General features: G+C 48.8%; 20 protein-coding genes. 4 read left to right on the top strand and 16 right to left on the bottom strand.

Annotation, left to right across the window (positions count from 1 at the left end):
• Positions 1-8: 8 nt before the first annotated feature.
• The 3 genes from CBE73_RS20315 to CBE73_RS20305 form a co-directional block, all read right to left on the bottom strand.
• A complete protein-coding gene (locus tag CBE73_RS20315) occupies positions 9-509 on the bottom strand; it encodes an Lrp/AsnC family transcriptional regulator (protein ID WP_094095792.1) in 501 nt (166 codons plus the stop codon).
• Between the two features lie 152 nt (positions 510-661).
• Positions 662-1042, bottom strand: a complete 381-nt coding sequence (locus CBE73_RS20310) for a spore coat protein (RefSeq protein WP_229752654.1) — start codon at positions 1040-1042, stop codon at positions 662-664.
• A gap of 20 nt (positions 1043-1062) precedes the next feature.
• The gene (locus CBE73_RS20305; protein ID WP_308420936.1) at positions 1063-1299 is read right to left on the bottom strand and encodes a hypothetical protein; all 237 of its coding nucleotides are present in this window, start codon (positions 1297-1299) and stop codon (positions 1063-1065) included.
• Between the two features lie 135 nt (positions 1300-1434).
• Here CBE73_RS20305 and CBE73_RS20300 point away from each other — a divergent pair, with 135 nt between their 5' ends.
• Positions 1435-2679, top strand: a complete 1245-nt coding sequence (locus tag CBE73_RS20300; protein WP_094095790.1) for an NAD(P)/FAD-dependent oxidoreductase — start codon at positions 1435-1437, stop codon at positions 2677-2679.
• 116 nt (positions 2680-2795) lie between these two features.
• Here CBE73_RS20300 and CBE73_RS20295 read toward each other — a convergent pair whose 3' ends face one another.
• Genes CBE73_RS20295 through CBE73_RS20285 form a run of 3 tightly spaced genes read right to left on the bottom strand, consistent with a single transcriptional unit; the run spans position 2796 to position 6170 of the window.
• On the bottom strand, positions 2796-3356 hold the full coding sequence (locus CBE73_RS20295) for a hypothetical protein (RefSeq protein ID WP_094095789.1): 561 nt from the start codon (positions 3354-3356) through the stop codon (positions 2796-2798).
• A 20-nt stretch (positions 3357-3376) separates the two neighbouring features.
• Positions 3377-3826 (bottom strand): DUF350 domain-containing protein, encoded by a 450-nt coding sequence (locus tag CBE73_RS20290; RefSeq protein ID WP_229752653.1) that lies wholly within the window; start codon positions 3824-3826, stop codon positions 3377-3379.
• The gene (locus tag CBE73_RS20285) at positions 3810-6170 is read right to left on the bottom strand and encodes an endonuclease MutS2 (RefSeq protein WP_094095788.1); all 2361 of its coding nucleotides are present in this window, start codon (positions 6168-6170) and stop codon (positions 3810-3812) included. Before CBE73_RS20285 ends, CBE73_RS20290 begins: the two co-directional genes overlap by 17 nt.
• A 180-nt stretch (positions 6171-6350) precedes the next feature.
• On the opposite strand from CBE73_RS20285, the gene CBE73_RS20280 reads away from it, so the two are divergent.
• Entirely contained in the window at positions 6351-6707 is a 357-nt protein-coding gene (locus CBE73_RS20280) for a phage holin family protein (RefSeq protein ID WP_094095787.1), read from the top strand.
• 60 nt (positions 6708-6767) lie between these two features.
• Here the strand turns inward: CBE73_RS20280 and CBE73_RS20275 are convergent, their stop codons facing one another.
• Positions 6768-7871 carry a GGDEF domain-containing protein gene (locus CBE73_RS20275; protein WP_174704782.1) on the bottom strand — a complete coding sequence of 368 codons (1104 nt, stop codon included), beginning with the start codon at positions 7869-7871 and terminating at the stop codon, positions 6768-6770.
• 267 nt (positions 7872-8138) lie between these two features.
• On the opposite strand from CBE73_RS20275, the gene CBE73_RS20270 reads away from it, so the two are divergent.
• On the top strand, positions 8139-8516 hold the full coding sequence (locus CBE73_RS20270; RefSeq protein WP_094095785.1) for a cupredoxin domain-containing protein: 378 nt from the start codon (positions 8139-8141) through the stop codon (positions 8514-8516).
• Between the two features lie 113 nt (positions 8517-8629).
• Here CBE73_RS20270 and zapA read toward each other — a convergent pair whose 3' ends face one another.
• The 3 genes from zapA to pheS form a co-directional block, all read right to left on the bottom strand.
• Positions 8630-10795, bottom strand: a complete 2166-nt coding sequence (zapA, locus tag CBE73_RS20265; protein WP_094095784.1) for a cell division protein ZapA — start codon at positions 10793-10795, stop codon at positions 8630-8632.
• Positions 10796-10978: 183 nt separating this feature from the next.
• Positions 10979-13420, bottom strand: a complete 2442-nt coding sequence (pheT, locus tag CBE73_RS20260) for a phenylalanine--tRNA ligase subunit beta (protein WP_094095783.1) — start codon at positions 13418-13420, stop codon at positions 10979-10981.
• 34 nt (positions 13421-13454) lie between these two features.
• Positions 13455-14489, bottom strand: coding sequence for a phenylalanine--tRNA ligase subunit alpha (gene pheS / locus CBE73_RS20255; protein ID WP_094095782.1), 1035 nt, complete (start codon positions 14487-14489; stop codon positions 13455-13457).
• A gap of 536 nt (positions 14490-15025) precedes the next feature.
• On the opposite strand from pheS, the gene CBE73_RS20250 reads away from it, so the two are divergent.
• Entirely contained in the window at positions 15026-15235 is a 210-nt protein-coding gene (locus tag CBE73_RS20250; RefSeq protein WP_094095781.1) for a YwbE family protein, read from the top strand.
• 127 nt (positions 15236-15362) lie between these two features.
• Here the strand turns inward: CBE73_RS20250 and CBE73_RS20245 are convergent, their stop codons facing one another.
• The 6 genes from CBE73_RS20245 to CBE73_RS20220 form a co-directional block, all read right to left on the bottom strand.
• Positions 15363-15848 (bottom strand): general stress protein, encoded by a 486-nt coding sequence (locus CBE73_RS20245; protein WP_094095780.1) that lies wholly within the window; start codon positions 15846-15848, stop codon positions 15363-15365.
• 128 nt (positions 15849-15976) lie between these two features.
• Positions 15977-16939 (bottom strand): ABC transporter permease, encoded by a 963-nt coding sequence (locus CBE73_RS20240; protein ID WP_094095779.1) that lies wholly within the window; start codon positions 16937-16939, stop codon positions 15977-15979.
• On the bottom strand, positions 16940-18016 hold the full coding sequence (locus tag CBE73_RS20235) for an ABC transporter permease (RefSeq protein ID WP_094095778.1): 1077 nt from the start codon (positions 18014-18016) through the stop codon (positions 16940-16942).
• Positions 18009-19547 carry an ABC transporter ATP-binding protein gene (locus CBE73_RS20230; protein ID WP_094096442.1) on the bottom strand — a complete coding sequence of 513 codons (1539 nt, stop codon included), beginning with the start codon at positions 19545-19547 and terminating at the stop codon, positions 18009-18011. Before CBE73_RS20230 ends, CBE73_RS20235 begins: the two co-directional genes overlap by 8 nt.
• A gap of 161 nt (positions 19548-19708) precedes the next feature.
• The gene (locus CBE73_RS20225; RefSeq protein ID WP_094095777.1) at positions 19709-20749 is read right to left on the bottom strand and encodes a BMP family lipoprotein; all 1041 of its coding nucleotides are present in this window, start codon (positions 20747-20749) and stop codon (positions 19709-19711) included.
• Positions 20750-21060: 311 nt separating this feature from the next.
• A complete protein-coding gene (locus tag CBE73_RS20220) occupies positions 21061-22584 on the bottom strand; it encodes a putative bifunctional diguanylate cyclase/phosphodiesterase (RefSeq protein ID WP_094095776.1) in 1524 nt (507 codons plus the stop codon).
• Positions 22585-22751: the final 167 nt, after the last annotated feature.

The raw sequence follows: 22751 nt of genomic DNA, 5'->3' as shown, positions 1-22751 counted from the left end.
TACTTCCTTTACGGAGAAATCATAAGGCGGTGATCTTCTTCATGGTCTTCAAAAATGACGCCGTCTTGTTTATATTTCTTCAAAATAAAATGGGTTTTGGTAGAAAGCACCGATTCCAGAGTAGAGAGCTTCTGGGAAACGAAGCTGGCTACATCCTTCAGGTTCCGTCCTTCAACTTCAACAAGCAGATCGTAGGCTCCTGACATCAGATAAACGGATTTTACCTGCGGATACAAATAGACCCGTTCAGCTATGCTGTCAAAACCTCTGCCCCGTTCAGGCGTAATCTGCACTTCGATCAAGGCGGTCACTTTCTCGTCATCCAGCTTGCCGCTGTTCACGACGGTCGCGTATTTAACGATAATATGCTCTTGCTCCAGTTCCTGAATCGCGGTTTTGACTTCCGCTTCAGTGACACCAAGCATGGTCGCGAGCAGCTCAGGAGTATACCTTGCATCCTCTCTAAGGAGCTCAATCAGCTTTTGTTTAAGATCACTTAATACCTTCATGTGTCCCTCCTATGCCTGCTGAGTTTTATTAACTATATTACATGAATTAAAGGTTCCTGCAAAGAAAAACCGCCATCCCATGACAGATTGTCTGGAAAGGCGGTTCAATTGTTCTTATTTCCTTGAAATGGATTCTAATTCATTCATTCAGGTTAGCTATATTGTGAGGTACTCCCCATATTACTCTGGTTCTGGCCCTGGCCCGAAGACATCGACATGCCCATGCTGCCGGACAGATGCTGCTGGACGAACTGCTGGTCCTGGGTCTGCGTTTGCTGAACGGATTGAATGCGTTTGGATACCTCTTGGCGGGCGGCCTGTGAAGGCGCACTGTACATATTGTTGCTGGACATCAGCTGGTACATTTCCCCCTGCATTTTCAAGGTGCTGTCTGTGAGCTGGGTAAACATCTGACGGACAGTCGGACAGGAAGCTTCTGTCGCAGCCGTTGCATATTCACGGACAGAGCGGCGAAGATCCGCAAGGGTGGTATTCAGGAGGTCTTTGTCCGGAAGCATTTGATTTGGTGTCATGATCATCTCTCCTTAATCCCTTATTGAAGTTGTGCCGGAGCTAACTGCTCATGCTGGTGCAGACAGTCGGCGAGCATCCGCATATGCTGCTCATGGGTTTGCACGTATTGCTGACAAGCTTGACGGATAGACTGATTTTGAGTTTGCGAAGCAATCGTGCTGCACAATTTGATTTGCATGCTTTCATTCGAAATACAATCGGAGATATACTCCAGCTCTTTACAGGTCAAAGCTTGCATTTGCTGGTTATTGTTCACCAGAAACCCCTCCTTCATAAAAATGAACACAAATATTATGTCCCTTATACAGCTCATTATGTGAAGGATTTAAATAGGAAACAGGACTTTCGAGAATAATAACCGGGTCTCATTTGCGGAAAGGCGTTGATTTCGATGCAGCTTCATTCCGGCCGTTTATTTTGGCCGACTCTGTATGATAAACCTCAGCAGTACCCTGTTCTTTCAGAATCCCTGCGGTGTGATGTTCTGATCATTGGAGGGGGCCTCAGCGGCTGCTTATTAGCTTATATGCTTTCCAAAACTGGCATGAACGTCACCTTGCTGGAGAAACATAAGGCTGGTTCCGGAAGCTCCGGTGCGAACACCGGACTGATTCAATATACCAGCGATAAAACCTTAACCTCCTGCATAAACAGTTTCGGCGAAGAGAAAGGTGTTCGATTTTATCAGCTGTGCAGGGAAGCCGTTCATGGCTTAACCCGTTTTTATAAAGAAACGGGCGGTATGGAAGAAGGCATGGCGCTTCGCAGCAGTCTGTATTTTGCCAGTACCCTTGACGACAAACCCATGCTTCAGGAAGAATACGAAACGCTGCGAAAATATGGATTTTCTGCAGCATGGCTGTCCGAGCAGGAGATCGCCAGACGGTTTCCTTTCTCTAAACCGGGAGCGATTTACACATCTGGAGATGCGGAAATAAATCCTTATCATTTCGTACATGTCCTGCTGCAGGCAGCCGCCCGAAATGGAGTCAAGGTTTATGAGGACAGCCCTGCAGCCGGCTTTCATTTTGATGGTCGTCATGTCCGCTGCAGAGTTGGTGAACATGAGGTTACGGCCGATCGAGTAGTCATTGCCACAGGCTACGAAACCCAGGAGATGAAGAAAGACCGGGGAGCCTATTTGACCCAATCCTTTGCGCTTGCAACAGAGCCTGTCCAGTTTCTGGATCAGTGGTATCAAAGATGTTTGATTTGGGAGAGCGCCCGCCCTTATTTATATTTGCGGACTACCTCCGACAACCGGATTATTATAGGAGGACGTGACGAATCCATTGGGCCGGGTGGACTCGATGAAACCCGATATCTCAGCCAATGTGATAACCTCCTGCAGGAATTAGCTGAATTGTTCCCCATGGCAGCAGGATTAAAGGCTGAATTCGCTTGGGGTGCCGTATTCGGCCAGACACACGATGGACTGCCCTATATCGGCGAGCACCCCCGATTCCCGGGCTGCTTGTTCATGGAAGGATACGGAGGCAACGGGGCTGTATACAGTTATATTGCTTCAAAGCTGATCATGGATGTTTTGAAAGGACACAGCCGCCGTGATCTGGAATTATTTTCACTTGTACGGACGGCTCACGGACAGCAGCCGCTCTTGACTGATTATGACTAAGGTAAGGCATCTGCTGCTGAAGAGCAGCCGAATAGAGGATAGATTCGACCAAAAAGCCGCCCCCAACACGGGAGCGGCTTCTCATCTATTCAACCCTTTTTGAGGCTGATCAACCCTCAGTTTTCATTTGATTCTGCAGCTTGTTGGACCCGACCGGCAAAACGAATCCGATCCTCATCCGTCAAGAAGGAGCTGACATGGAAACAGGAAGGGCAGACATAAACATTCATCCGGATCGGAGCCTCAAGCAGCGGATGTTTGAGTCCTGCCGGGGTCACGGAACTGTACCCGTCTGCCTTCACCATGTTCTTTCCAGTCAGAATCATATATTCCCGGCAGTGCGGGCACTCAGGCATTTGATCCTGGGTTTCAAGAATTTTGCCGATGGCGGATTCATAAGCAAGTAAGTCCGTATCATTTCCGTCAAGGGACGGCAATCGGGTTAACCCTTGGGTACGGGGACTGCTGCTTTCCTCCTCATCCATCCATGAGCTGTCAGAATTGTAGGATTCCTCCTCCAGTTCCTCCTGCAACTCTTCTTCATCATCACTTAAAGTGACGTTTAACGTACGATAACCTTTCAGTTCATTATGGCAATGAGGGCATTCCTCTTCGGGCCCGATTTCCTCATCCCAGACTATTTCCGTTTGACACCACGGGCAAACCGTTGTTTCCATTTTCATTCCTCCTGCTTTCTCTAAACCATACACGCCGCTATGACAAGCGCCAGCGATACCGAGATGAACACCGAGATCACCCCGGCTGCCGTATTGCGCGATTTGATTTCTTCATCAATTTTAAATACGGGTGTAAAAAATTCAAATAATAGATAGGCAATTAACAATAATAAAGTACCGAAGCAGGACCATTTGATAAAATCATTAATACCCGGGTAGGAAGCCGCCGACCGCAAAATCAAGCAGATGCCGGCGATTTTACCGCCTGTAGCCAAAGCCGCCGCCGCATTGCCCGCGGCAATTTCATCCCAGCAGCGGTAAGAAGTGAACCGCTCGAAACAGGCAAGAAACACTACCAGCTCCAGAATCGATAACGATAAAATTCCGATGGTATGTCCAAACGGAAAAGCCAGCAGCTGATCGATCGTGTCCAGAGCAGTTCCCCCTTTTCGACTATTTAAGCTCGGCAACCGTTACACCAGAGCCGCCTTCCCCATAATTGCCCAGTCGATAGCTCTTTATATGCTTATGTCTGCGCAAATATTCCTGCATGCCGTTTCTCAGGACACCCGTTCCTTTACCATGAATGATATAGACCTGACCAAGATTGGCGAGGAAAGCTTCGTCCAGGAAACGGTCTACCTCGATCAGCGCTTCTTCCAGATTGGCTCCGCGAAGATCAAGCTCGGTACGCACCGAATCGTCCTTCGTACGTTTCACATTCGTCACAGTACGCTGCGGCGTTTTGGCCGCTTGTTCCTGCTGCACCAGTTCGAGATCATCCAGGCTGACCTTCATCTTCATGATGCCCAGCTGAACTACAGCTTCTTTGCCGGCCAGCTCTACTACATGTCCTTTCTGGTTCAGGCTGTATACCCGAACTTCGTCCCCCGGTCCAATTTGCCGCTGTTTGAGCGCCTTGCGTACAGCTGGAGCTTTCTTGCGTTGGGCAGGCGCCGCTTCGTCCAGCGCTTTACGGGCGGCAATCAGCTTGTGTTCCTTAACGGAAGCCCCTTCCTCAAGCGCCAGCTTACGCAGGTCCTCAATGATTTTCTGCGCTTCATCGCGGGCTTTCTCCACGATTGCTCTGGCTTCGGTTTCCGCTTTCTCGATTCGCTTATCCCGCTGCTCTTCGAATTTCTCAAGATCCTGCTCATATTTCCGACGCAGCTCTTCCATTTCCGCCCGCAGCTTCTCGGCTTTCTCCCGTTCACGCTCGGCACTGAGCCGGTTCTGCTCGAGTGAAGCAATCATGTTCTCTACCCGCAGGTCGTCTTCTTTCACTTCGCCTCGGGCGAAATCCAGGATGGAGGATGACAATCCGAGACGTTCGGCAATCGCAAAAGCGTTGCTTCGGCCCGGCACACCGATCAGAAGACGGTAAGTCGGACTCAGCGTGTTCACATCAAACTCCATGCTGGCGTTAATAACGCCTTTGCGTTCATAAGCATAAGCTTTCAGCTCACTGTAGTGGGTCGTTGCTACCATACGGCAGCCCAAGGAATGGATATAATCCAGAATGGCGATCGCAAGTGCAGACCCTTCTGCAGGGTCAGTACCTGCACCCAGCTCATCCAGCAGAACCAGACTTTTTGAAGACATCTCATTTAAAATATTAATGATGTTCGTCATGTGGCTGGAGAACGTACTCAAATTCTGCTCGATGCTTTGCTCGTCCCCGATATCCGCATAAATCGCATCAAAGACACACAGCTGGCTTCCATCTTCGGCCGGAATAAACAACCCGGACATGGCCATCAGGCTGAGCAGACCGATCGTCTTCAGAGATACCGTCTTACCGCCCGTATTGGGTCCAGTCACGATTATGGACGTGTATTGATTGCCAAGCTCCACATCAAGCGGAACCACTTTATCAGCGGCAATCAGCGGATGACGACCTTTCTTGAGCTTCAAAAATCCGCGGTCATTCATCAACGGCAGAGTTGCTTTCATTTCACGGGCCAGTTTGGCTTTGGCAAAAATAAAATCGAGCTCCGCCAGCACTTCGCAATCGTAAAATAAAAGCTCGGACTGCTCACCCACGAGCGCGGTCAGCTTTTGCAAAATGACCTCGATTTCGCGTTCCTCGGCCAGTCTTGTTTCCCGCAGCTTGTTATTCATGGCTACGATCGACTCCGGTTCGATAAACAAAGTAGCTCCAGATCCGGACTGATCGTGAACAATCCCGCCGAAATAAGAACGGTATTCCGCTTTAACCGGAATAACAAAACGGTCATTCCGGATCGTAATCAGCTGATCCTGCAGCATCTTCGACACGTTGGAGGAGCGGATCATGGTATCCAGCTTCTCGCGGATCCTTCCTTCTCCTCCCCGCAGCTCGCGGCGAATCTGGGCGAGCGCAGGGCTTGCGGTATCCAGCACCTCGGCGTTGTCGTCGATACAGCGTTTGATGGCGTCTTCAAGCGCCTTCTGATCGCTCAAATCCTCCGTCAATTGAAACAACATCGGAATGGGCTCGTCTTCATGCAGGGCAGCCAGATGCCGCTTTACTCTGCGCGCACCATACAAGGTTGACGCGATGCCGTGCAGTTCATGCGGACTCAGCGTACCGCCGATCCGTGCCCTTTTCGCCGCCGGGACCATATTGATGATGCCGCCAAACGGCGGGGCTCCTTTAAGCCTGTCTACTTTAAAGGCTTCGTCTGTTGCCTTAAGCAGCTGTTTGACTTTATCCAGATCGGTTGACGGTTCCAGTTCCTTGGCTAAATCACGGCCCAGCTCTGTTCCAGTAAAATGTACAAGCGCATCTATAATTTTATGGTACTCCATCGTTTTCAATACTTTTGGATTCAAGAACGTGCAGCTCCTCTCGTCACCGAAAATAAACCTTTCATGCATCTTCTGTTTATGATCGGGCTATATTTATTATAAACAAAGCAAGGTTGAAAACACCATTTCGTCGATACATAACTTTCACGTTATTCGACCATGCTATTACCGATATACGACATCAGGAAAGGAGACGATTTTCTTATGCATTTCCTTGGACACGTTGTCCGGTTTATCGTATCCGCACTGGTCCTACTTGTTGTAGGCTGGCTAGTGCCGCAATTTACTGTTGGTTCTTTTGGCAGCGCCCTTCTGCTGGCCCTGGTTATCGCTCTGCTCGGCTGGATTATTGAAGGGATCTTCGGCAAAAGAGTCACACCGTTTGGACGAGGAATTGTCGGTTTCATCGTAAGCGCCATTGTCATTTGGCTTGCGCAATTCGTTGTTACCAACGTTAGCGTATCCTTTATCGGCGCTTTGCTTGCAGCCCTGGTTATCGGGATTATTGACCTCTTCATTCCGGTTGCAACCCCGTTTAACGCTGCAAAAGACCGAAATTAATCTGCAAGCACCATGGTGAAACCCCTGGCCTGTGAGGCCAGGGGTTTCTTTCGCAGCCAATTAGATTTGCGGCACCAGCAGTTTATCTTGATTCTGGTAGACAAGCACCCTGTTTTTACCGGAACGTTTAGCTTGATAGAGCGCATCGTCCGCATGCCGGAACAACATCTCTTTCCCGTCACCCGGCTGATAATGACATAATCCTGAGCTGATAGTGACTGCGCGTCCCTCAAGATGAGGAATGCTTATCCGTTCAACGGCCGACCGAATCGCTTCACAGCAGTTCTCCGCCTGTTCTGACGTCGTATCGGCAAAAATCAAAGCGAATTCTTCCCCTCCATAACGGGCCGCAAAATCATTAGGACTAATCAGCTCCATCATGCTTCCCGCCACTTCTTTCAGTACAATATCACCAACCCAATGCCCAAAAGAGTCATTGATCGTTTTGAAATTATCAATATCAAGAATCGCCAAGTGAATGGAAACACCGTTCGCTTCCGAATGGTGAATCAAATTCTCCATATATTCATGAAACGTTTTATGGTTATAAAGCCCTGTCAGCGCATCCATCTTCAGCAGCTTATCTGATATGGCTTTCTCCACAATCAGCTTCTGCTCGGATTTGGCTAAACTTTCAACGGCTCTTCGCATCTCCAAAGAACGGGTAATGACGCCTTGTCCAAGCAAAGTACCGATCACAAGCAAGGTCATGACCAATAAGAAATCGGCAATATCAAACACCGTCATATGAAGGGCAGCCGGGATAATCGTAACCAGCATGTAGCACAAAATATTCAAGATCGCAAATGTCCGAAGCAGATTCCTTTCAAAATAAACTAAAGAAATCAGCAGAGGCATCATTAAAATGATTTCTGATCCATGGACTACCGGGCCCAGCAAAAAATAAAGCTCATAGCTGAGCAGAAGTCCGCAGAGCAAAACCGCTCTTTTCAAATAAATCTTCTTCTCGCGTCTAAGCCAAAGTTCAGTAGCCCCAAGCAGAACAAGGATGGACAAATCCTCATAGATCCAAAGTCCGCGCTGGGTTTCCCATAACCCTGTGCCGTTAAATTCGTACGGGCTTAGCCAGGATACTACTTCAGAGACAAACAATAATATCGCGGTTAGCCAGTAGCAGATCATAATCTTACGGTTCCACGACAAAGAATCATATTTACTTTTAGAAATCCCGAAAATATAAATCGCCTACTTTGACCTTTTAATGAAATAAGTAGAAGTTCTTAGAAAAAAATACAGCCATATAAACGAAAAAAGCACCGTTATCCCGAACATTTAACGAGCCTCCCGTGCCGTCATTCAGCTTCCATAGATGAACCAACGCTATTATACCGTATACTACGGGTGTATTTCTATACCAAGAACGTCTAAAATAAAGAGGATCTATAATTCCGGAAGAGGTGCTTCAACAAAATGAAAAAAATTATGTTCTCCCTGCTGACAGGGATTCTGCTGCTTCTCCTTGCCGCCTGTACCCGGGAATCGAATCAGGCGAACAACCAGACGAACAGCTCGTCTCCCGAAGCAGAAACCCAGTTGACCGTTAAAGCCGTCAATTATGAATTTGACCAACAAATCTACCGGTTGAAAGTAGGCGTTCCGGTTCAGGTTACGTTAGATAATGAAGAAGGAAATCACGGGCTTCGTATCCCTGACCTGGGCGTTAAACTTGATCAGGCTCATCCTTCCACAGTCATTACGCCGGATAAAGCCGGTGAATATGAAATGTCCTGCTCAATCCCCTGCGGTCCTGGTCACAAAACCATGAAAGCCCAATTGATCGTGGAATAAGTCTATTAAGAAGAGAAACCCATCAAATCTCATAGAACAAGAGAACGAAATACAAAAGGACAAGAGAACCAAGCCCGCTCGTTATTCACGCTGCAGGCTTGGTTTTTCGTCCTTTAGGACAAATGATCCTGTTCAAGCAGTTCGATCCACTCATTATATTCTCTTTGCAGCTTGGCGTACTCCACCTTCAGGCTTTGCAGTTCTTCCTCGCATCTATTAGAGCGCTCCGAATCAAGCTCTCTTTCAGCCAAAAGCAGATGGTATTCGTGCGAAACAACTTCAAACTGGTTGCCAATAAGCTCAAGCTGTTCCTGCAGTTTGGCTTTCTCTGCTTCAGAAGCAGCAGCCTTCTGACTGAGTTCGGCTGTTTGTTCCTGGCCTGCAGCCGCTTCCTGCTGCCATTGCGAAATTTGCGCTCGCAGCTCCCGTTCTGCCGCCTCGCGCTGACGGTCTCTTTCCTCGGCTTCGGCGTACAGGCTCCGAAGGCGTGCCGACTGCTCTTTCTCTGACGAAAGCTCCGCTTCACGTTCGTCTACCAGGGCAGCGTATTCCTCGGTCTCCCGTTTCTGCTCCTGCAGGCTCTCATTCAAAGCTTTAATCTCATCTTGGAGTCCGTTAAGCTGACGAAGATAATCCTCCGCCTGCTGCCGTTCCGCTATCGCTTGCTCGCCAACACGTTCAGCCGCCAGCTTCGCTTCCTCCAACTCATCCATAAGGCTGTTCATTTCAGCATAAACCTGCTGAATCTTCTCTTCGCGGGCAGATGCAGCTTGTTCCAGGCTGACTTGTTCTTCCATCAAACGATCCCGCTCCGAAGTCCACTTGCGGCGTTCATCCATCATCGACTCGATTTCAGCTAACGCCTGACGCAGCTCTTCTGCATGCTGTTCCAAGTCCATTTGCAGCGCCTGCTGCTTACCCAGCAGCTCGTCCCGCTCGGAGGCCAGTTCTTGACGCTCGCCCTTCATCGATTCGACCTCTGCCAAAGCCTGCTGCAGTTCTTCTGTGCGATGCGCAGCTTCAGTCTTCAACTGCCGCAGTTCTTCTGCACGCTGCTCAGCTTCAGCTTTCAGCTGCTGCAGTGCTTCTGTGCGACGCTCGGCTTCGGCCTTCAGCTGCTGCTCAGATTGGACCAAACGGTCCCGTTCAGCGGCCAGCTCCTTGCGGCCGTCCATCATCGACTCAATTTCGGCAAGAGCCTGCTCCAGATCGGATTCACCTTTAGCGACCTGATCTTTGAGCGCCTGGATTTCCTCCTGATAAGCAGACAAACCTTGCTCAAGCGTTTCATTGGTTTCAGAGACCTGCTGAAAATTGAGCTCTAGACGCTCAAGCTCCTGCGACCGGCTTTCTTCCCGGGCTTTCCAGGTTTCTGCTTCTTTCGTCGCCTGTGCGGATTCCAGAGACAGCTGTTCTTCCCGTCTACCGGCGCCTTCGAGCTGCTGCTTCAGCTTGCGCTTCTCCTCATGGGAAGCTGCCAAATTGGCTTGCGTTTCCTTGAGCTGTTTCTCCATTTGCTCCAACTGAGCTTTGTATTGCTGCTCCAATTTTGCCCGTTCCTGCTTATGCTGGTTATCAAGCAGCAGCATTTTGTCCTTCTGCTGATTCTCAAGCTGGGTCAGCTTCTCCTTGTGCTGCTGCTGCACTTTGGCCAGTTCTTCTTTAAGCCGCTTCTCTTCTTGGCGAACCGCCGCTTCCTGCTTGCGGGCCTCCTCAAGCTGCCGGCTTAACGACGCCAGCTTCTCTTTAGCTTGCGCCAGCTCCTGCTCTACGGCCTTCAGCTGGGATTCGGCGCGTCCTTTTGCACTCTTGAGATCGCTGATCTGCTTCTCGGCATCCGAAGCCGCTGCCTGCTTCTGCTCTCCTAAAGCTTGAAGCTCCTTCAAGCTTCTCTCAAGCTTGGAAATTTGTTCAGCCGCTGCAGATGCTTCCGCTTTCAGACTCGAACGTTCTTCCTGAAGATTCACATAACGCTCCTGTTGTTTGACCGCATTGTCCTGGAGTGCGGACAGTTCTTTCTTAAGCGCCTCTCTGCTCTCCACAAGCTCGGAGAGCTGGAGCTGAAGTTCATCGGTCTGAATGGCCTCTTCCGCCATGTGAACGGCAGTTAATACGGCCAGACGCGGAATATCGAGATATTGATGTGCTTTAGCCAAGGCACGCATGCGCTCATCGACGTGACTGGCAATCTTTTTCATGTATTCGGGATTATTGCCAACAATTTTATAGGATGTTCCATAAATCTCAACTGCAACACTAATTCGTTCGGTTTTAGCCAATGCACTGTGCCTCCTTCATTCTTCTGTTAGTCATTGATGTCAATTGATGCACACTTTGGAAACGGCTCGGCCGTTTCTATCATTTTAAAGGATTAATGAAATGGGATTCAACTTTATAGAAAAAAACCGCAAGGAATCCATTCTGTCATAAGAAAGGATTCGATGCGGTTTCCCCAATTCCTGCTATTTTCTTAATTCTGCGCCGAAAGTTTGCTCCAGGCCGGCAACAGCGCGTCCATGCACTTCGGTAATTTCCTCATCCGTAAGCGTACGCTCCATATGACGGTATACGAGGGATAGAGCAACGCTCTTTTTCCCTTCTCCAAGCTTGCTGCCTGTGAAGATGTCGAACACGTTCACATGCTCCAGGAGTTCGCCTGTATTTTCACGGATGGACTTGAGCAGTTCTGCAGCAGTCACTCCCTGATCCACAACCACCGCGATATCACGCTGGACGGAAGGGAATCTCGGAAGATCACGATATTCAATCGCCTCGTACTCCGCTGCGAACAAGGATTCCAGCTTGATTTCGGCCACGTACGTATCATCCAGTTCTTTGCTGCGCTGAACATCCGGGTGAATTTGTCCCAGTACGCCAATTCGTTCTTTCCCATGGTTATTCTCCAGGAAGATCGAGGCTGAACGGCCTGGATGGAAGCCTTCCGGGCGATCAGCTTCATAGCTGATGCGGCCTTCGAGCCCCCAATATCCGATCACCGTTTCAACAGCGCCTTTAAGGTCATAGAAGTCCACTTTATCCGGGTTCAGATTCCACTGCTTCTCTTGACGCAGGCCCGTCATCAGAATCCCGAGCATCGGGATTTCTTTCGGTTGTACGGTCAACGTTTCCTCACTAGTTTGGAATACGGAGCCGATTTCGAACAGCGCCAGGTTCTCCTGCTTACGGTTCCGGTTAAAGATCGTTACGTCCACCAGCTGCGGAATGAGACTGGTGCGCAGCACGCTGCGGTCTTCGCTCATCGGCATAGCCAGCTTCACAGAATGACGGTCTTCTTTTAAAGTCGGGAACAAGTTCTCGGCTTCACGGTTGGCGAACGAATAGGAGAGCACCTCCTGCAAGCCTCCGTTTGTCAGCATCGTGCGGATGCCGCGGCGCAGCAACTGGGATTCCGTATACCCTCCCTGCGTTGTAGGCCCTTCGATCGATGTGGTCGGAATTTCATCGTAGCCGTACAAACGGGCTACCTCTTCAATTAAATCCACGTCTCTTGTAATGTCGCCGCGGCGCGTCGGCACTTTCACTTCCAGTGTGTTATCCGGCAGATCACCAGATTCGAAATGCAGCCGGGACAGGATCGTTTTCACTTCCAAGGTCGAAATGTCAGTGCCCAGGAACTGATTCAATTTCGCCAGGGACAAAGGAATCACAAGTGGCTTAACTTCTTCACCGCCGCTTTCGACAATGCCATGGTGTACGGTACAGCCGGCAAGCTCGGCGATCAGCGCTGCAGCCCGGTTAAGCGCAGGAATGACCCGGTTCGGATCCACTTCCTTCTCAAAACGCTGGGAGGCTTCAGAACGAAGTCCAAACAGACGAGAAAGCTTGCGAACCACACCACCATCAAATTTGGCCGCTTCGAGCACGATATTCACCGTGTCCTCGGTTACCTCGGAGTTGGCTCCGCCCATGACGCCTGCAAGGCCAATCGGCTTCTCCGCGTCGGTGATCAGCAGAGCACCCGCAGGGAGCTTGCGTTCTTGTCCGTCCAACGTTTCAATCGTTTCCCCTTCGCGGGATACGCGCACTTCAATCTGGCTGCCCGCTATACGGTCTGCATCATAAGCATGGAGCGGCTGGCCATATTCCAGCATGACATAGTTGGTTACGTCAACCACGTTGTTGATCGGACGAATGCCGGCTGCCATCAAGCGATTCTGCATCCACTGCGGGGAACGGCCGATCTTGACGTTGGAAATAACACGAACCGCAAAATGGCTGCAGAACTCGGGATTGCTTATTTTTACAGAAATGGAATCCGCAGCTTCAGCTGAATTCTCTACGATGTTGGCTTCCGGCAGCTTAATCTCACGGGCCAGAATCGCCCCAACTTCATAAGCCGCACCCAGCATACTGAGGCAGTCCGAGCGGTTCGGTGTCAGGTCAAAGTCCAAAATTTGATTGTTCAGATCCAGCACCTGTTCAATCGGAGTTCCGATCTGAGTCTCCGGAGGCAGCACCAGAATTCCTTCCTGCTGATCCTTTGGCAGAAGCTTGTCATTCAGGCCAAGTTCCTTGGCCGAGCAAACCATACCTTGGGAAGGTACGCCGCGCAGCTTGGCTTTCTTGATCTCCAGTCCGCCGGGCAGTTTGGCTCCGACAAGCGCAATCGGCACTTTCTGACCGGCGTCGATATTTTTGGCCCCGCATACGATTTGAAGTTCTTCTTCCTGTCCGGCATCTACAGTTACAATGTTCAACTTGTCCGCGTCCGGATGTTTCTCTTTGGTTTTGACATAACCTACTACTACTTTGGTAACGCCTTTATTTACGGATTCCACGCTGTCGATCTCAATGCCGGAACGTGTAATCTGCTCGGCAAGCTCGTTGATATCTACATTTTCAAGCGATATATAATCAGACAACCAAGAGGTTGATACTTTCATCGTTCACATCTCCTTTAGGCTTTGGACTTTACGATTAATGACGTGCGAATTGTTCTAGGAAACGAATGTCGTTGTTATAGAAATGACGAATGTCGTCCACGCCGTATTTCAGCATGGCAATCCGCTCTACTCCCATACCAAACGCAAAACCGGTATATTGCTCCGGATCGTAGCCGCCCATTTCAAGTACACGCGGATGAACCATTCCACTGCCCAGAATCTCAAGCCAGCCCGAATGTTTACAAACCCGGCAGCCTTTGCCGCCGCATTTCACGCACGTTACATCGACCTCAATACTTGGTTCGGTGAAAGGGAAGAAGCTCGGGCGAAGACGGATTTCCGTGTTTGGTCCAAACATCTTTTGACTGAACTGGAGCAGCGTGCCCTTGAGGTCGCTCATCCGGATGTTTTTGCCGATGACCAAACCTTCGATCTGATGGAACTGGAACGAGTGTGTCGCATCATCATCGTCACGGCGGTACACTTTACCCGGGCAAATGATCTTAACCGGCACCTCGCCTTCCTTCGCTTTCATCGTACGGGCCTGAACCGGAGAAGTCTGCGTCCGCATCAGCAGATCTTCCGTCAAATAGAAGGAATCCTGCATATCACGGGCCGGATGGTTCTTCGGCAGGTTCAGCGCCTCGAAGTTGAAATAATCGGTCTCAACCTCAGGACCTTCTGCAATTTGATAACCCATACCGATAAAAATATCCTCGATCTCCTGGATAATCCGGTTCAGCGGATGAATGCCACCCTGCTTGAGCGGACGGCCCGGCAGCGTGACATCCAGCTTCTCGGCTGCCAAACGGCGCTCCGTTTCCTGCTGTTCGAATTTCTGCTGCTTCTCCTCAATGACCGCTTCGATGGCGCCGCGTACCTCATTGGCTACCTGACCGATGACCGGACGCTCTTCAGCACTCAAGGAGCCCATACCGCGCAAAATCTCGGTCAAAGCCCCTTTCTTGCCCAGATATTTTACTCTCAGCTCGTTCAGCTGACCGGCATCCAATACGCCAGTAAGCTCGGCCAATGCTTCCTGCTTCAGCTGTTCCAAACGTTCTCTCATGTCAAACCTCCTGAATGGATTAATTCAAATCTGAAAACAAAAAAAGCCTTTTCTCCCGAAAAGGGACGAAAAGACCGTGGTACCACCCTTGTTAGAGCTGCTATCGGCTGGTCTGCCCAAAGAATAGACAAAACCCGGCTGCGCTCTCACTTCTCGACATAACGGCTCGTGACCGGTATCCTCTATTGATGCCCGTTCAAAAGGCAGGTTCAAGGAACTGCTCCGGAGTGAATTTCAGCCAGCCTGTCTCTGTAGAAACGCTCTCAATCCAAGGCGTTCCCTCCCTGTATAGAGGTACTGCTTACTTGTCTCCATCTTAGCATTTATGGGTTGAAATGCCGGATGCCCGGCAAAACACTATAGATTATTATATGCAATGCCTCCCCTGATAGCAAGGATTGTCTGCCGGCAAACGTAAAGTTTGTTGAAAAAGCTAAAACGGAGTCCATAATATTTGGGATTTCTCCTCCGCTGTGTTATCTTAAGAAGGATCTTAAAGCCATATCGAAATGGTTAATTTCTCTTCTGGAGGACTTATGGACGGAACTAAACGGAGCAGCATCTCCCCGGGTCTTAGGGTGGATATCGTATTAAAACAGGATCAAAGGACAGGTAAACTAACGAACGGGATCGTAAAAGATATTTTGACCAATTCCCCCAACCATCCGCACGGGATTAAGGTTCGTCTTCAGGACGGACAAGTCGGACGGGTCAAAAAGATCTACACCAATAACGCCGATACTTAAGCTTGAATTCATGGTGCTAACGGCAAATAGCAAGATAAACAGAAAAATAAACAGAAATAAACAAAGAAGCAGACGTTCCTGTCTGCTTCTTTGTTTTTGCATAAGGCATAAGCCTCTAAATCTAACTTTAACATCTGATCATTGGTTCTTGTGCTCGGCTTGAATGGTCTAATAAGGCGTGTTGGTTCCCGTAATAAGTATCCGCGTTGCTTTGAACCCCGTAAAAATGTTCCTCCGCCTTAGTGTCACCGTCTTTATGGTAGTTAGAGAGAACCGCACGATGCTGTTGAAAAATTTGATAGACCTCTCCTGTTTCCTTATCGCGGTCATTGGCAATTAACACAAATCGTCCCTGCTTCATATGCTCTTCATAGATCCCTGCTTCCTTGTCCGGAAGATCTAAACCGGTAAATGGACTCAAGGCTTGATCAGCATCGATGCCGCCGATTTCATAAGCCTGTATTCCCGTTAATTCTTCCTCAATTGGACTTCCCGTTTGATAATGCATAATTACGGAAAGCTGTTCGTCAGCAAATCCATGCTGCTTGAGTTCATCTATGGTTTCCCTTACATCCTCCGGTTGAGTGAAAATCCCTACCCACTTCTTGGACATCTGGATAACCTCCTTATTCACACGGGCTGTAGCCCTTAATTACCCGGTGGATCAGAATATAAACACAAAAAATCCGCAAAAGCAAAATGCCTTTGCGGATTCATCTTTTTCTCTAACACGAGTGTTCGCTAACGTTTGCTTGGATCGTACGGCTGACCCAAAGCGGAAGGAGCAGCGGAGCGGCCTACTGCAGCTACCAGGACAATGATCGTCAGCAAATATGGCAGCATGTAAATGAACTCCTGCGGAATATCTTTGGACCAGTCGAACAAAGTTACGTAAGTCCGTACCGCCTGGGATAAGCCGAAGAATGCGGCTGCGCCAAAGGCACCCAGCGGGTTCCACTTGCCAAAGATCATGGCTGCGATTGCGATGTAACCTTGGCCGGAGATCGTATTATGCGCAAAGGTACTGGTTGTGGTCAACGTGACGGTAGCTCCGCCAAGCGCGGCCAAACCACCGCTGATCATAACGCCGATGTAACGCATCCGGTTGACGTTAATCCCTGCTGTATCCGCTGCACTTGGATGTTCGCCGACCGCACGAAGCCGAAGACCAAACGGGGTTTTGAACAGCACATAATAACCGACGAATACCAGAATAATCGCGATGTAGGTGGTCGGATAGTTGTGGAACAATCCTTCGCCGATAATCGGAATTTGGGATAACCATGGAATCGAAACCTTATTGAACACTTCCATCAGAAGCGGCGTTTCGCCGCTGCCGTCAAAGATCAGCTTAACCAGATACAAGGTTGCTCCGGCGGCCAGAAAGTTGATCACGATACCACTGATGGTCTGATCGGCTTTAAAGGTAATCGAAGCCACTGCATGAATCAAGGAAGTGATAACGCCGAGCACCAGCGCAGCGATCATCCCGATCCAAGGTGAAGCAGCGCCCATGCCTGCTTCTTCGGCATAATAAGTGCCGACAGCCGACGCGAAAGCGCCAAACATCATAAAACCTTCAAGCCCCAGGTTCGTCACCCCGGAACGCTCCGAGAAAATACCGCCAAGCGCGGCAAAGATAAGCGCCGTTGAAAAGACAAGCGTTGTATTTATTAACTGCCCCAGTGTCGTTACCCAATCCATTTACAACACCTTCTCTTTCTTGCGTTTAAAGTAGAACGGCTTGATAACCCACCGTACGATGCCTTGAGCCGCGATGAAGAAAATAATCGAGCCGATCACGATACGGATCAATTCTGGCGGAACACCCGCGCCAAAGCTCATGCCTGCCGAACCGTAAGTTAAGGTACCGAACAAAAAGGCGCCAAGCAAAATACCGAACGGATTGTTCATCCCGATCAGGCCGACGGCAATCCCGTCAAAACCGGTACCCGGAGATCCCGACATAACGCTTTGATATTGAAAGACACCGAGAATTTGGAAAGCTCCGGCAAGTCCGGCGAAGATCCCGCTGATAAACATCGCTTTCACGACGTTTCGGCCCACATTCATTCCCGCATACTGAGCGGCGTTCGGATTGCTGCCGACCGCGCGAAGCTCATAGCCCTGCTTGGTTTTCCACATGAAATAGAAGAAGAAGAACGCGCAAAGCACAGCGACCAGCATCCCCCAGTGAATCCGGGCGTTGTTCATCAAACTCGACAACCAAGGGAAAGCAATCGAAGCCGTAGGCAAAATATCCTCAGAGCGTTGTTTCCCCTCCATAAGCAGGAAATGTCTGACAATAAAGTTCGCCAGATAAAGCGCGATCCAGTTCAACATGATACTTGTAATAACTTCGTTAACCCCACGTTTGGCTTTCAGATAACCCACGATTGCCGCCCAGATTCCGCCAAACAAACCGCCGGCGATAATAGCAAGCGGCGCATGGATATAAATCGGAAGACCGTGAACTTTAATACCGATAACGGTTGCAGCAGTCATCCCGATAATAAATTGGCCTTCGCCACCGATATTAAACAATCCGGCACGCGCAGCAAATGCAAAAGCAAAACCGGTCAAAATAAGCGGTGTCACTTCCCGCAGCGTCTCACCAAAATCATAAGTGTTGCCAAATACTTGGGAGAACAGCGATTGGTAAGCCAGGAAAGGATCGTACCCGCCCGCAAGCATGACGATGGCCCCGACAATCAATCCCAGCAGGATTGCGACAAGCGAAATCAACGTGCTCCCGGAAAAAATCTTCAAAATTTTATTCATGTTTTACACCTCCGGCAGCCGTGCTGCCCGCCATCATCAAGCCAAGCTCTTGGTCATTGGTTTCATCGGGAAGAACTTCACCCACGATTTCCCCTTCATAAATAACCGCGATCCGGTCTGAAACGTTAATAATCTCATCCAGCTCGAACGAGATCAGCAGAACCGCCTTCCCTTGATCACGCTGGGCAATAAGCTGGGTCTGTACAAACTCAATAGCCCCGACATCCAAGCCCCGAGTCGGCTGAGCCGCAATCAGCAGGTCCGGATTCTTATCTATTTCCCGGGCTATAATCGCTTTCTGCTGATTACCGCCGGACAAAGAACGGGCTTTGGTTTCAATGCTGGGCGTGCGGACGTCAAAGGCATTAATCAGCTTTTGAGCCTGCTCCTTAATCGCCTTGTAATTCAAAAATCCGCCTTTGCTGTAAGGCTCTTTATAATAAGTTTCGAGCACCATGTTCTCGCTCATGGAGAAATCAAGCACCAAGCCGTGTTTATGACGGTCCTCCGGAATATGGGCTACACCGCTTTCGCTAATGCGCCGCGGCGTGGCATTGGCCAACTCTTTGCCGCTCAGCAGAATTGAACCGCTCTCCACTTTGCCAAGACCGGTCAAAGCTTCGATTAACTCACTTTGGCCGTTGCCGTCTACGCCGGCTATCCCCAAAATTTCTCCGGCTCTTACGTTCAAGTTCAGGCCATTCAGAGCCATAGCCCCATCTTTATTTTTAACGAACAGATCCCGCACTTCCAATACAGGAGCCCCTGGTGTGGCGGAACGCTTGTCCACTTTAAACGTCACGTTCCTTCCGACCATCTTCTCTGCGAGAATACTTGGCGACGCTTCGGACGTCTTCACGGTATCGATCACTTTACCTCTGCGGATAATCGTAACTGTGTCGGAAATATGCATAATTTCTTTCAATTTATGCGTAATCAGAATAATCGACTTACCCTCTGCGACCAGCTTGCGCATAATCTCCATCAATTCTGTGATTTCCTGAGGCGTCAATACAGCGGTCGGTTCGTCAAAAATCAAAATGTCGGCACCACGGTACAACGTTTTCAAAATCTCGACGCGCTGCTGCATACCTACCGAAATATCATGTATTTTGGCGTAAGGGTCTACACGCAGGCCGTACTGCTCAGACAATTCCTGAATGCGGGCTGCTGCTATTTTATGATCCAGGTTCAGCCCTTTTTTCGGCTCCATGCCCAAAATAATATTTTCTGTTACCGTAAAAGGCTCTACCAGCTTGAAATGCTGATGAACCATCCCGATCCCGAGATCGATCGCTTTGTTGGGATTATCTATAATAACGGGATTCCCATTGATTTCAATACTGCCTTCATCAGGTTGGTACAATCCGAACACAATATTCATCAGGGTTGATTTACCCGCACCATTCTCACCAAGCAATGCATGAATTTCGCCTTTATACAGTTTCAAACTGATCGAGTCATTAGCTACGACACCAGGAAACCGTTTCGTAATGCCTTTGAGCTCGACAACGGGAGTCGCTGCGTTCATGAGATCACCCTTCATTCAAATTAGGCCTCTTAGGCCCATACAACAATATACACGATAACGTGACAACAAGGCCAGTTAAAAAAACCAGCCTTGTTGAAATTTCTGCTTGTATTCAATTCAAACTTTGATTTTTCTAGTGAACCCGTCTAATGATGACAAAATTACTTCGTTGGCTCAGCTGGAACTGTGATTTCACCATTGATGATTTTTTGTTTGTATTCTTCAACTTTTGCCAATACATCAGCAGGAACATTCTTTTCGGAAGTATCCGCAATGCCTACGCCGTTTTCTTTCAAGCCAAGCACTTCGCTTCCGCCCTTGAAAGTACCGTCAACCACTTCCTGGCTTACGCGTTTAACCGCTTCGTCAACACGTTTAACCATGGAAGTCAGAGTAACCTCGTCGCCAAATTCCAAGGATTGGTCTTTGTCTACGCCGATAACCCATACTTTTTGACCGGATTTAACACGAGCTGTTGCTTCGTTAAATACGCCTGTACCTGTACCGCCTGCAGCTTGGAACACGATGTCCGCGCCGTTATCGTAGAAAGTAGCAGCAGCTGTTTTACCCAGGTCAGGTTTGTCGAATGCGCCTGTGTAGTTTACAAGAACTTGTGCATTAGGATTAACCGCTGCAATACCTGCTTTAAAGCCGGCTTCGAAACGTTCGATAACCGGAATTTGAGAACCGCCTACAAAGCCGATTTTGTTGGTTTTAGTCATCATTCCCGCAACTACACCAACCAGGAAAGAACCTTCGTTTTCAGAGAAAGTAACGGATTTAACGTTCGGCTGGTCAACAGTGGCGTCGATGATAGCCAGCTTGGCATTAGGATTCTCGGAAGCGACTTGATCAACGGCGTCGCCAAGATCCATACCGATACCCCAAGTCAAATCGTAGCCGCCTTTAACGAATTTGTTCAGGTTTGTTTGATAGTCATCTGGTTTTGTACTTTGCAAATATTCGGATTTCACATCGCTCAAAGAAGAAAGACCTTCCCAAGCCGATTGGTTGAAGGATTTGTCGTTTACGCCGCCCACGTCGGTAACGAGACCGACCTTAACACTAGCAGCCGTGTTGGAATTGGAACCGCCGCTAGCAGAGTTGCCGGCATTGGCATTATTTTTGTTATTTCCGCATCCCGCCAGGACTACCGTAAGAGCGAGCAGCAGTACGATCGATAATTTAAAACTTTTCTTCATTGAGTGTTATCCCCCTTATAAAATTGAAAATGCCGATTGAAATTTACAATCTTCGGCACATCCTTTGGACAAACTAGATTATACATTCTATAAAGCGCAAAATCCACACAATAATCACTAAAAATCTCCGAATATTCGCTCTTTTTTTCTTGAAATCGCCTTCATTCGACATATCTGACATGTTACGTTCGGTATATCACAAGTATAACCCTATCTGTATTATTTGCCAGCGGACTTACAGACTATGCACGGAATAGCCACATTTCCCTCCAATAAAAAAAGCCCTCCGTTCTCACGGAAGGCTTAATCGGTCACCCTGCGGCCTTGACCAGGAAATCCTGTTCCAGTCTTAACGCGGGAACCGGCTTGCTAAATAAATATCCCTGCGCATCATGGCAGTTTTGACGCTTTAGAAACTCAAGCTGTTCTTTGTTCTCCACGCCTTCGGCCGTCACTTTTAATTTCAGGTGGTTGGCCATAGCAGCTATAGAGGACACAATCACCGCATCGCTGCTGTCCTGAACAACTTCCTCCAGAAAGGAGCGGTCTATCTTTATCCGGTCGACCGGAAGCTTTCTTAAATAATGAAGCGAGCTGTATCCAGTCCCGAAATCATCAATGCTCACCAGAATCCCCAGTTGTTTCAGCTCCACGAGCTGGTTGACCGCCCATTTCTGGTCCATCGTCATGCTTTCCGTGATTTCCAGATCCAGATAACGGGGATCTAACCCTGTTTCGGTTAGCACTTCGGCTACCTTCTCTGTGAAGCTAGGGTCCCGAAACTGCCTGACCGACATGTTAACGGATACCGATACCGGTTCGAAACCTTCATCCTGCCATCTCTTGTTCTGCCTGCAGGCCGTTCGGAGCACCCATTCTCCAAGCTGGACGATCAAGCCGCTTTCTTCCGCCAGCGGAATAAATTCAGATGGGGGAATTAATCCTCTAACCGGGTGATTCCAGCGGACAAGCGCCTCCAGCCCGACCATCTTTCCCGTACATAAATTCACCTGGGGCTGATACTCAATAAAAAATTCCTTCCGCACAATTCCCCTACGGATATCATTCTCCAGTTCAAATCTGACTATATTTATTGTTCTCATATATTCAGCAAATCGGCAGCAGCTGAGCCCCTGTTCTTTCGCATAATAGGCGGCCAGTTCCGCATGACGGACCAGCTCCTCATCCGTAGAGGCATCGCTAGGATAAAGGGCAACCCCCGCACTAAGCGAAATATGGTATTCCCTTCCACCCAGTGTAATCGACAAATTTATCTGCGACAACCATTGCTCAGCAAGCTGTAACCCTATCTCTTCGTCTGCATATTTTCTCATTAACCATGCAAAATCATCCACACCAATCCGGTACAGCATTCCCACTTTACCGCAAATCTGTATAATTCGCTGGCTTATCTCTTTCAGGAGATGTTCACCGTATTCCGCCCCTAAAATTTCATTCAGAATTCGATAACGGTTGATATGGATGATACAGATTCCTTTTGGTTCAGAAGACTCTTCCAAATATGCCTTCAAATCAGAACGGAACATGTCAAGCTGTGGAAGTCCGGTAAGCGGATCTTCATAAGAATTCTTTAAACAAGCGGTTTCTGGAGCAGCCGTTCTCTTCAAATTATCCTGTTTAAATTTCGGACGTAATGTATTCCCGCTCAAATAGAAGCAGGACATCAGGAGAAAAATGCTCTCCGTCTGACGGATCAACTCTCCTTGCCTCCATGCTTCCACCGTCAATAAAACACTGCAGGCAAGCACAATGAAAACGGCCAGCAGGTTCAGTAAGGGGGCTAAAGCTTTCTTCTCCTCTTTCCTGAATCGCATCGGTTTCAACTCCCGGATGTATATTTATACAATCACAGATTTTGTTCACTTGCTGTCAAATGAAGGCGCTATTCTACCCTATTTGTAACAATTCCACATCCTTCGCCAATTCCCTTCCAGCTGTTTCAAAATTTTTCTCTTATTGTAAAATAAAAATAACCTTGTTC

The sequence above is a fragment of the Paenibacillus physcomitrellae genome (genome assembly GCF_002240225.1).
Taxonomy (GTDB): Bacteria; Bacillota; Bacilli; order Paenibacillales; family Paenibacillaceae; genus Fontibacillus; species Fontibacillus physcomitrellae.
This window is presented reverse-complemented; position numbering and strand designations above follow the sequence as displayed.

Excerpts from the sequence above, each read along its gene's own strand:
- CBE73_RS20315 (WP_094095792.1), bottom strand. The coding sequence starts at position 509 with ATGAAGGTATTAAGTGATCTTAAACAAAAGCTGATTGAGCTCCTTAGA.
- CBE73_RS20310 (WP_229752654.1), bottom strand. The coding sequence starts at position 1,042 with ATGACACCAAATCAAATGCTTCCGGACAAAGACCTCCTGAATACCACC.
- CBE73_RS20300 (WP_094095790.1), top strand. The coding sequence starts at position 1,435 with ATGCAGCTTCATTCCGGCCGTTTATTTTGGCCGACTCTGTATGATAAA.
- CBE73_RS20295 (WP_094095789.1), bottom strand. The coding sequence starts at position 3,356 with ATGGAAACAACGGTTTGCCCGTGGTGTCAAACGGAAATAGTCTGGGAT.
- CBE73_RS20280 (WP_094095787.1), top strand. The coding sequence starts at position 6,351 with ATGCATTTCCTTGGACACGTTGTCCGGTTTATCGTATCCGCACTGGTC.
- CBE73_RS20270 (WP_094095785.1), top strand. The coding sequence starts at position 8,139 with ATGAAAAAAATTATGTTCTCCCTGCTGACAGGGATTCTGCTGCTTCTC.
- pheT (WP_094095783.1), bottom strand. The coding sequence starts at position 13,420 with ATGAAAGTATCAACCTCTTGGTTGTCTGATTATATATCGCTTGAAAAT.
- pheS (WP_094095782.1), bottom strand. The coding sequence starts at position 14,489 with ATGAGAGAACGTTTGGAACAGCTGAAGCAGGAAGCATTGGCCGAGCTT.
- CBE73_RS20250 (WP_094095781.1), top strand. The coding sequence starts at position 15,026 with ATGGACGGAACTAAACGGAGCAGCATCTCCCCGGGTCTTAGGGTGGAT.
- CBE73_RS20245 (WP_094095780.1), bottom strand. The coding sequence starts at position 15,848 with ATGTCCAAGAAGTGGGTAGGGATTTTCACTCAACCGGAGGATGTAAGG.
- CBE73_RS20240 (WP_094095779.1), bottom strand. The coding sequence starts at position 16,939 with ATGGATTGGGTAACGACACTGGGGCAGTTAATAAATACAACGCTTGTC.
- CBE73_RS20235 (WP_094095778.1), bottom strand. The coding sequence starts at position 18,016 with ATGAATAAAATTTTGAAGATTTTTTCCGGGAGCACGTTGATTTCGCTT.
- CBE73_RS20230 (WP_094096442.1), bottom strand. The coding sequence starts at position 19,547 with ATGAACGCAGCGACTCCCGTTGTCGAGCTCAAAGGCATTACGAAACGG.
- CBE73_RS20225 (WP_094095777.1), bottom strand. The coding sequence starts at position 20,749 with ATGAAGAAAAGTTTTAAATTATCGATCGTACTGCTGCTCGCTCTTACG.
- CBE73_RS20220 (WP_094095776.1), bottom strand. The coding sequence starts at position 22,584 with ATGCGATTCAGGAAAGAGGAGAAGAAAGCTTTAGCCCCCTTACTGAAC.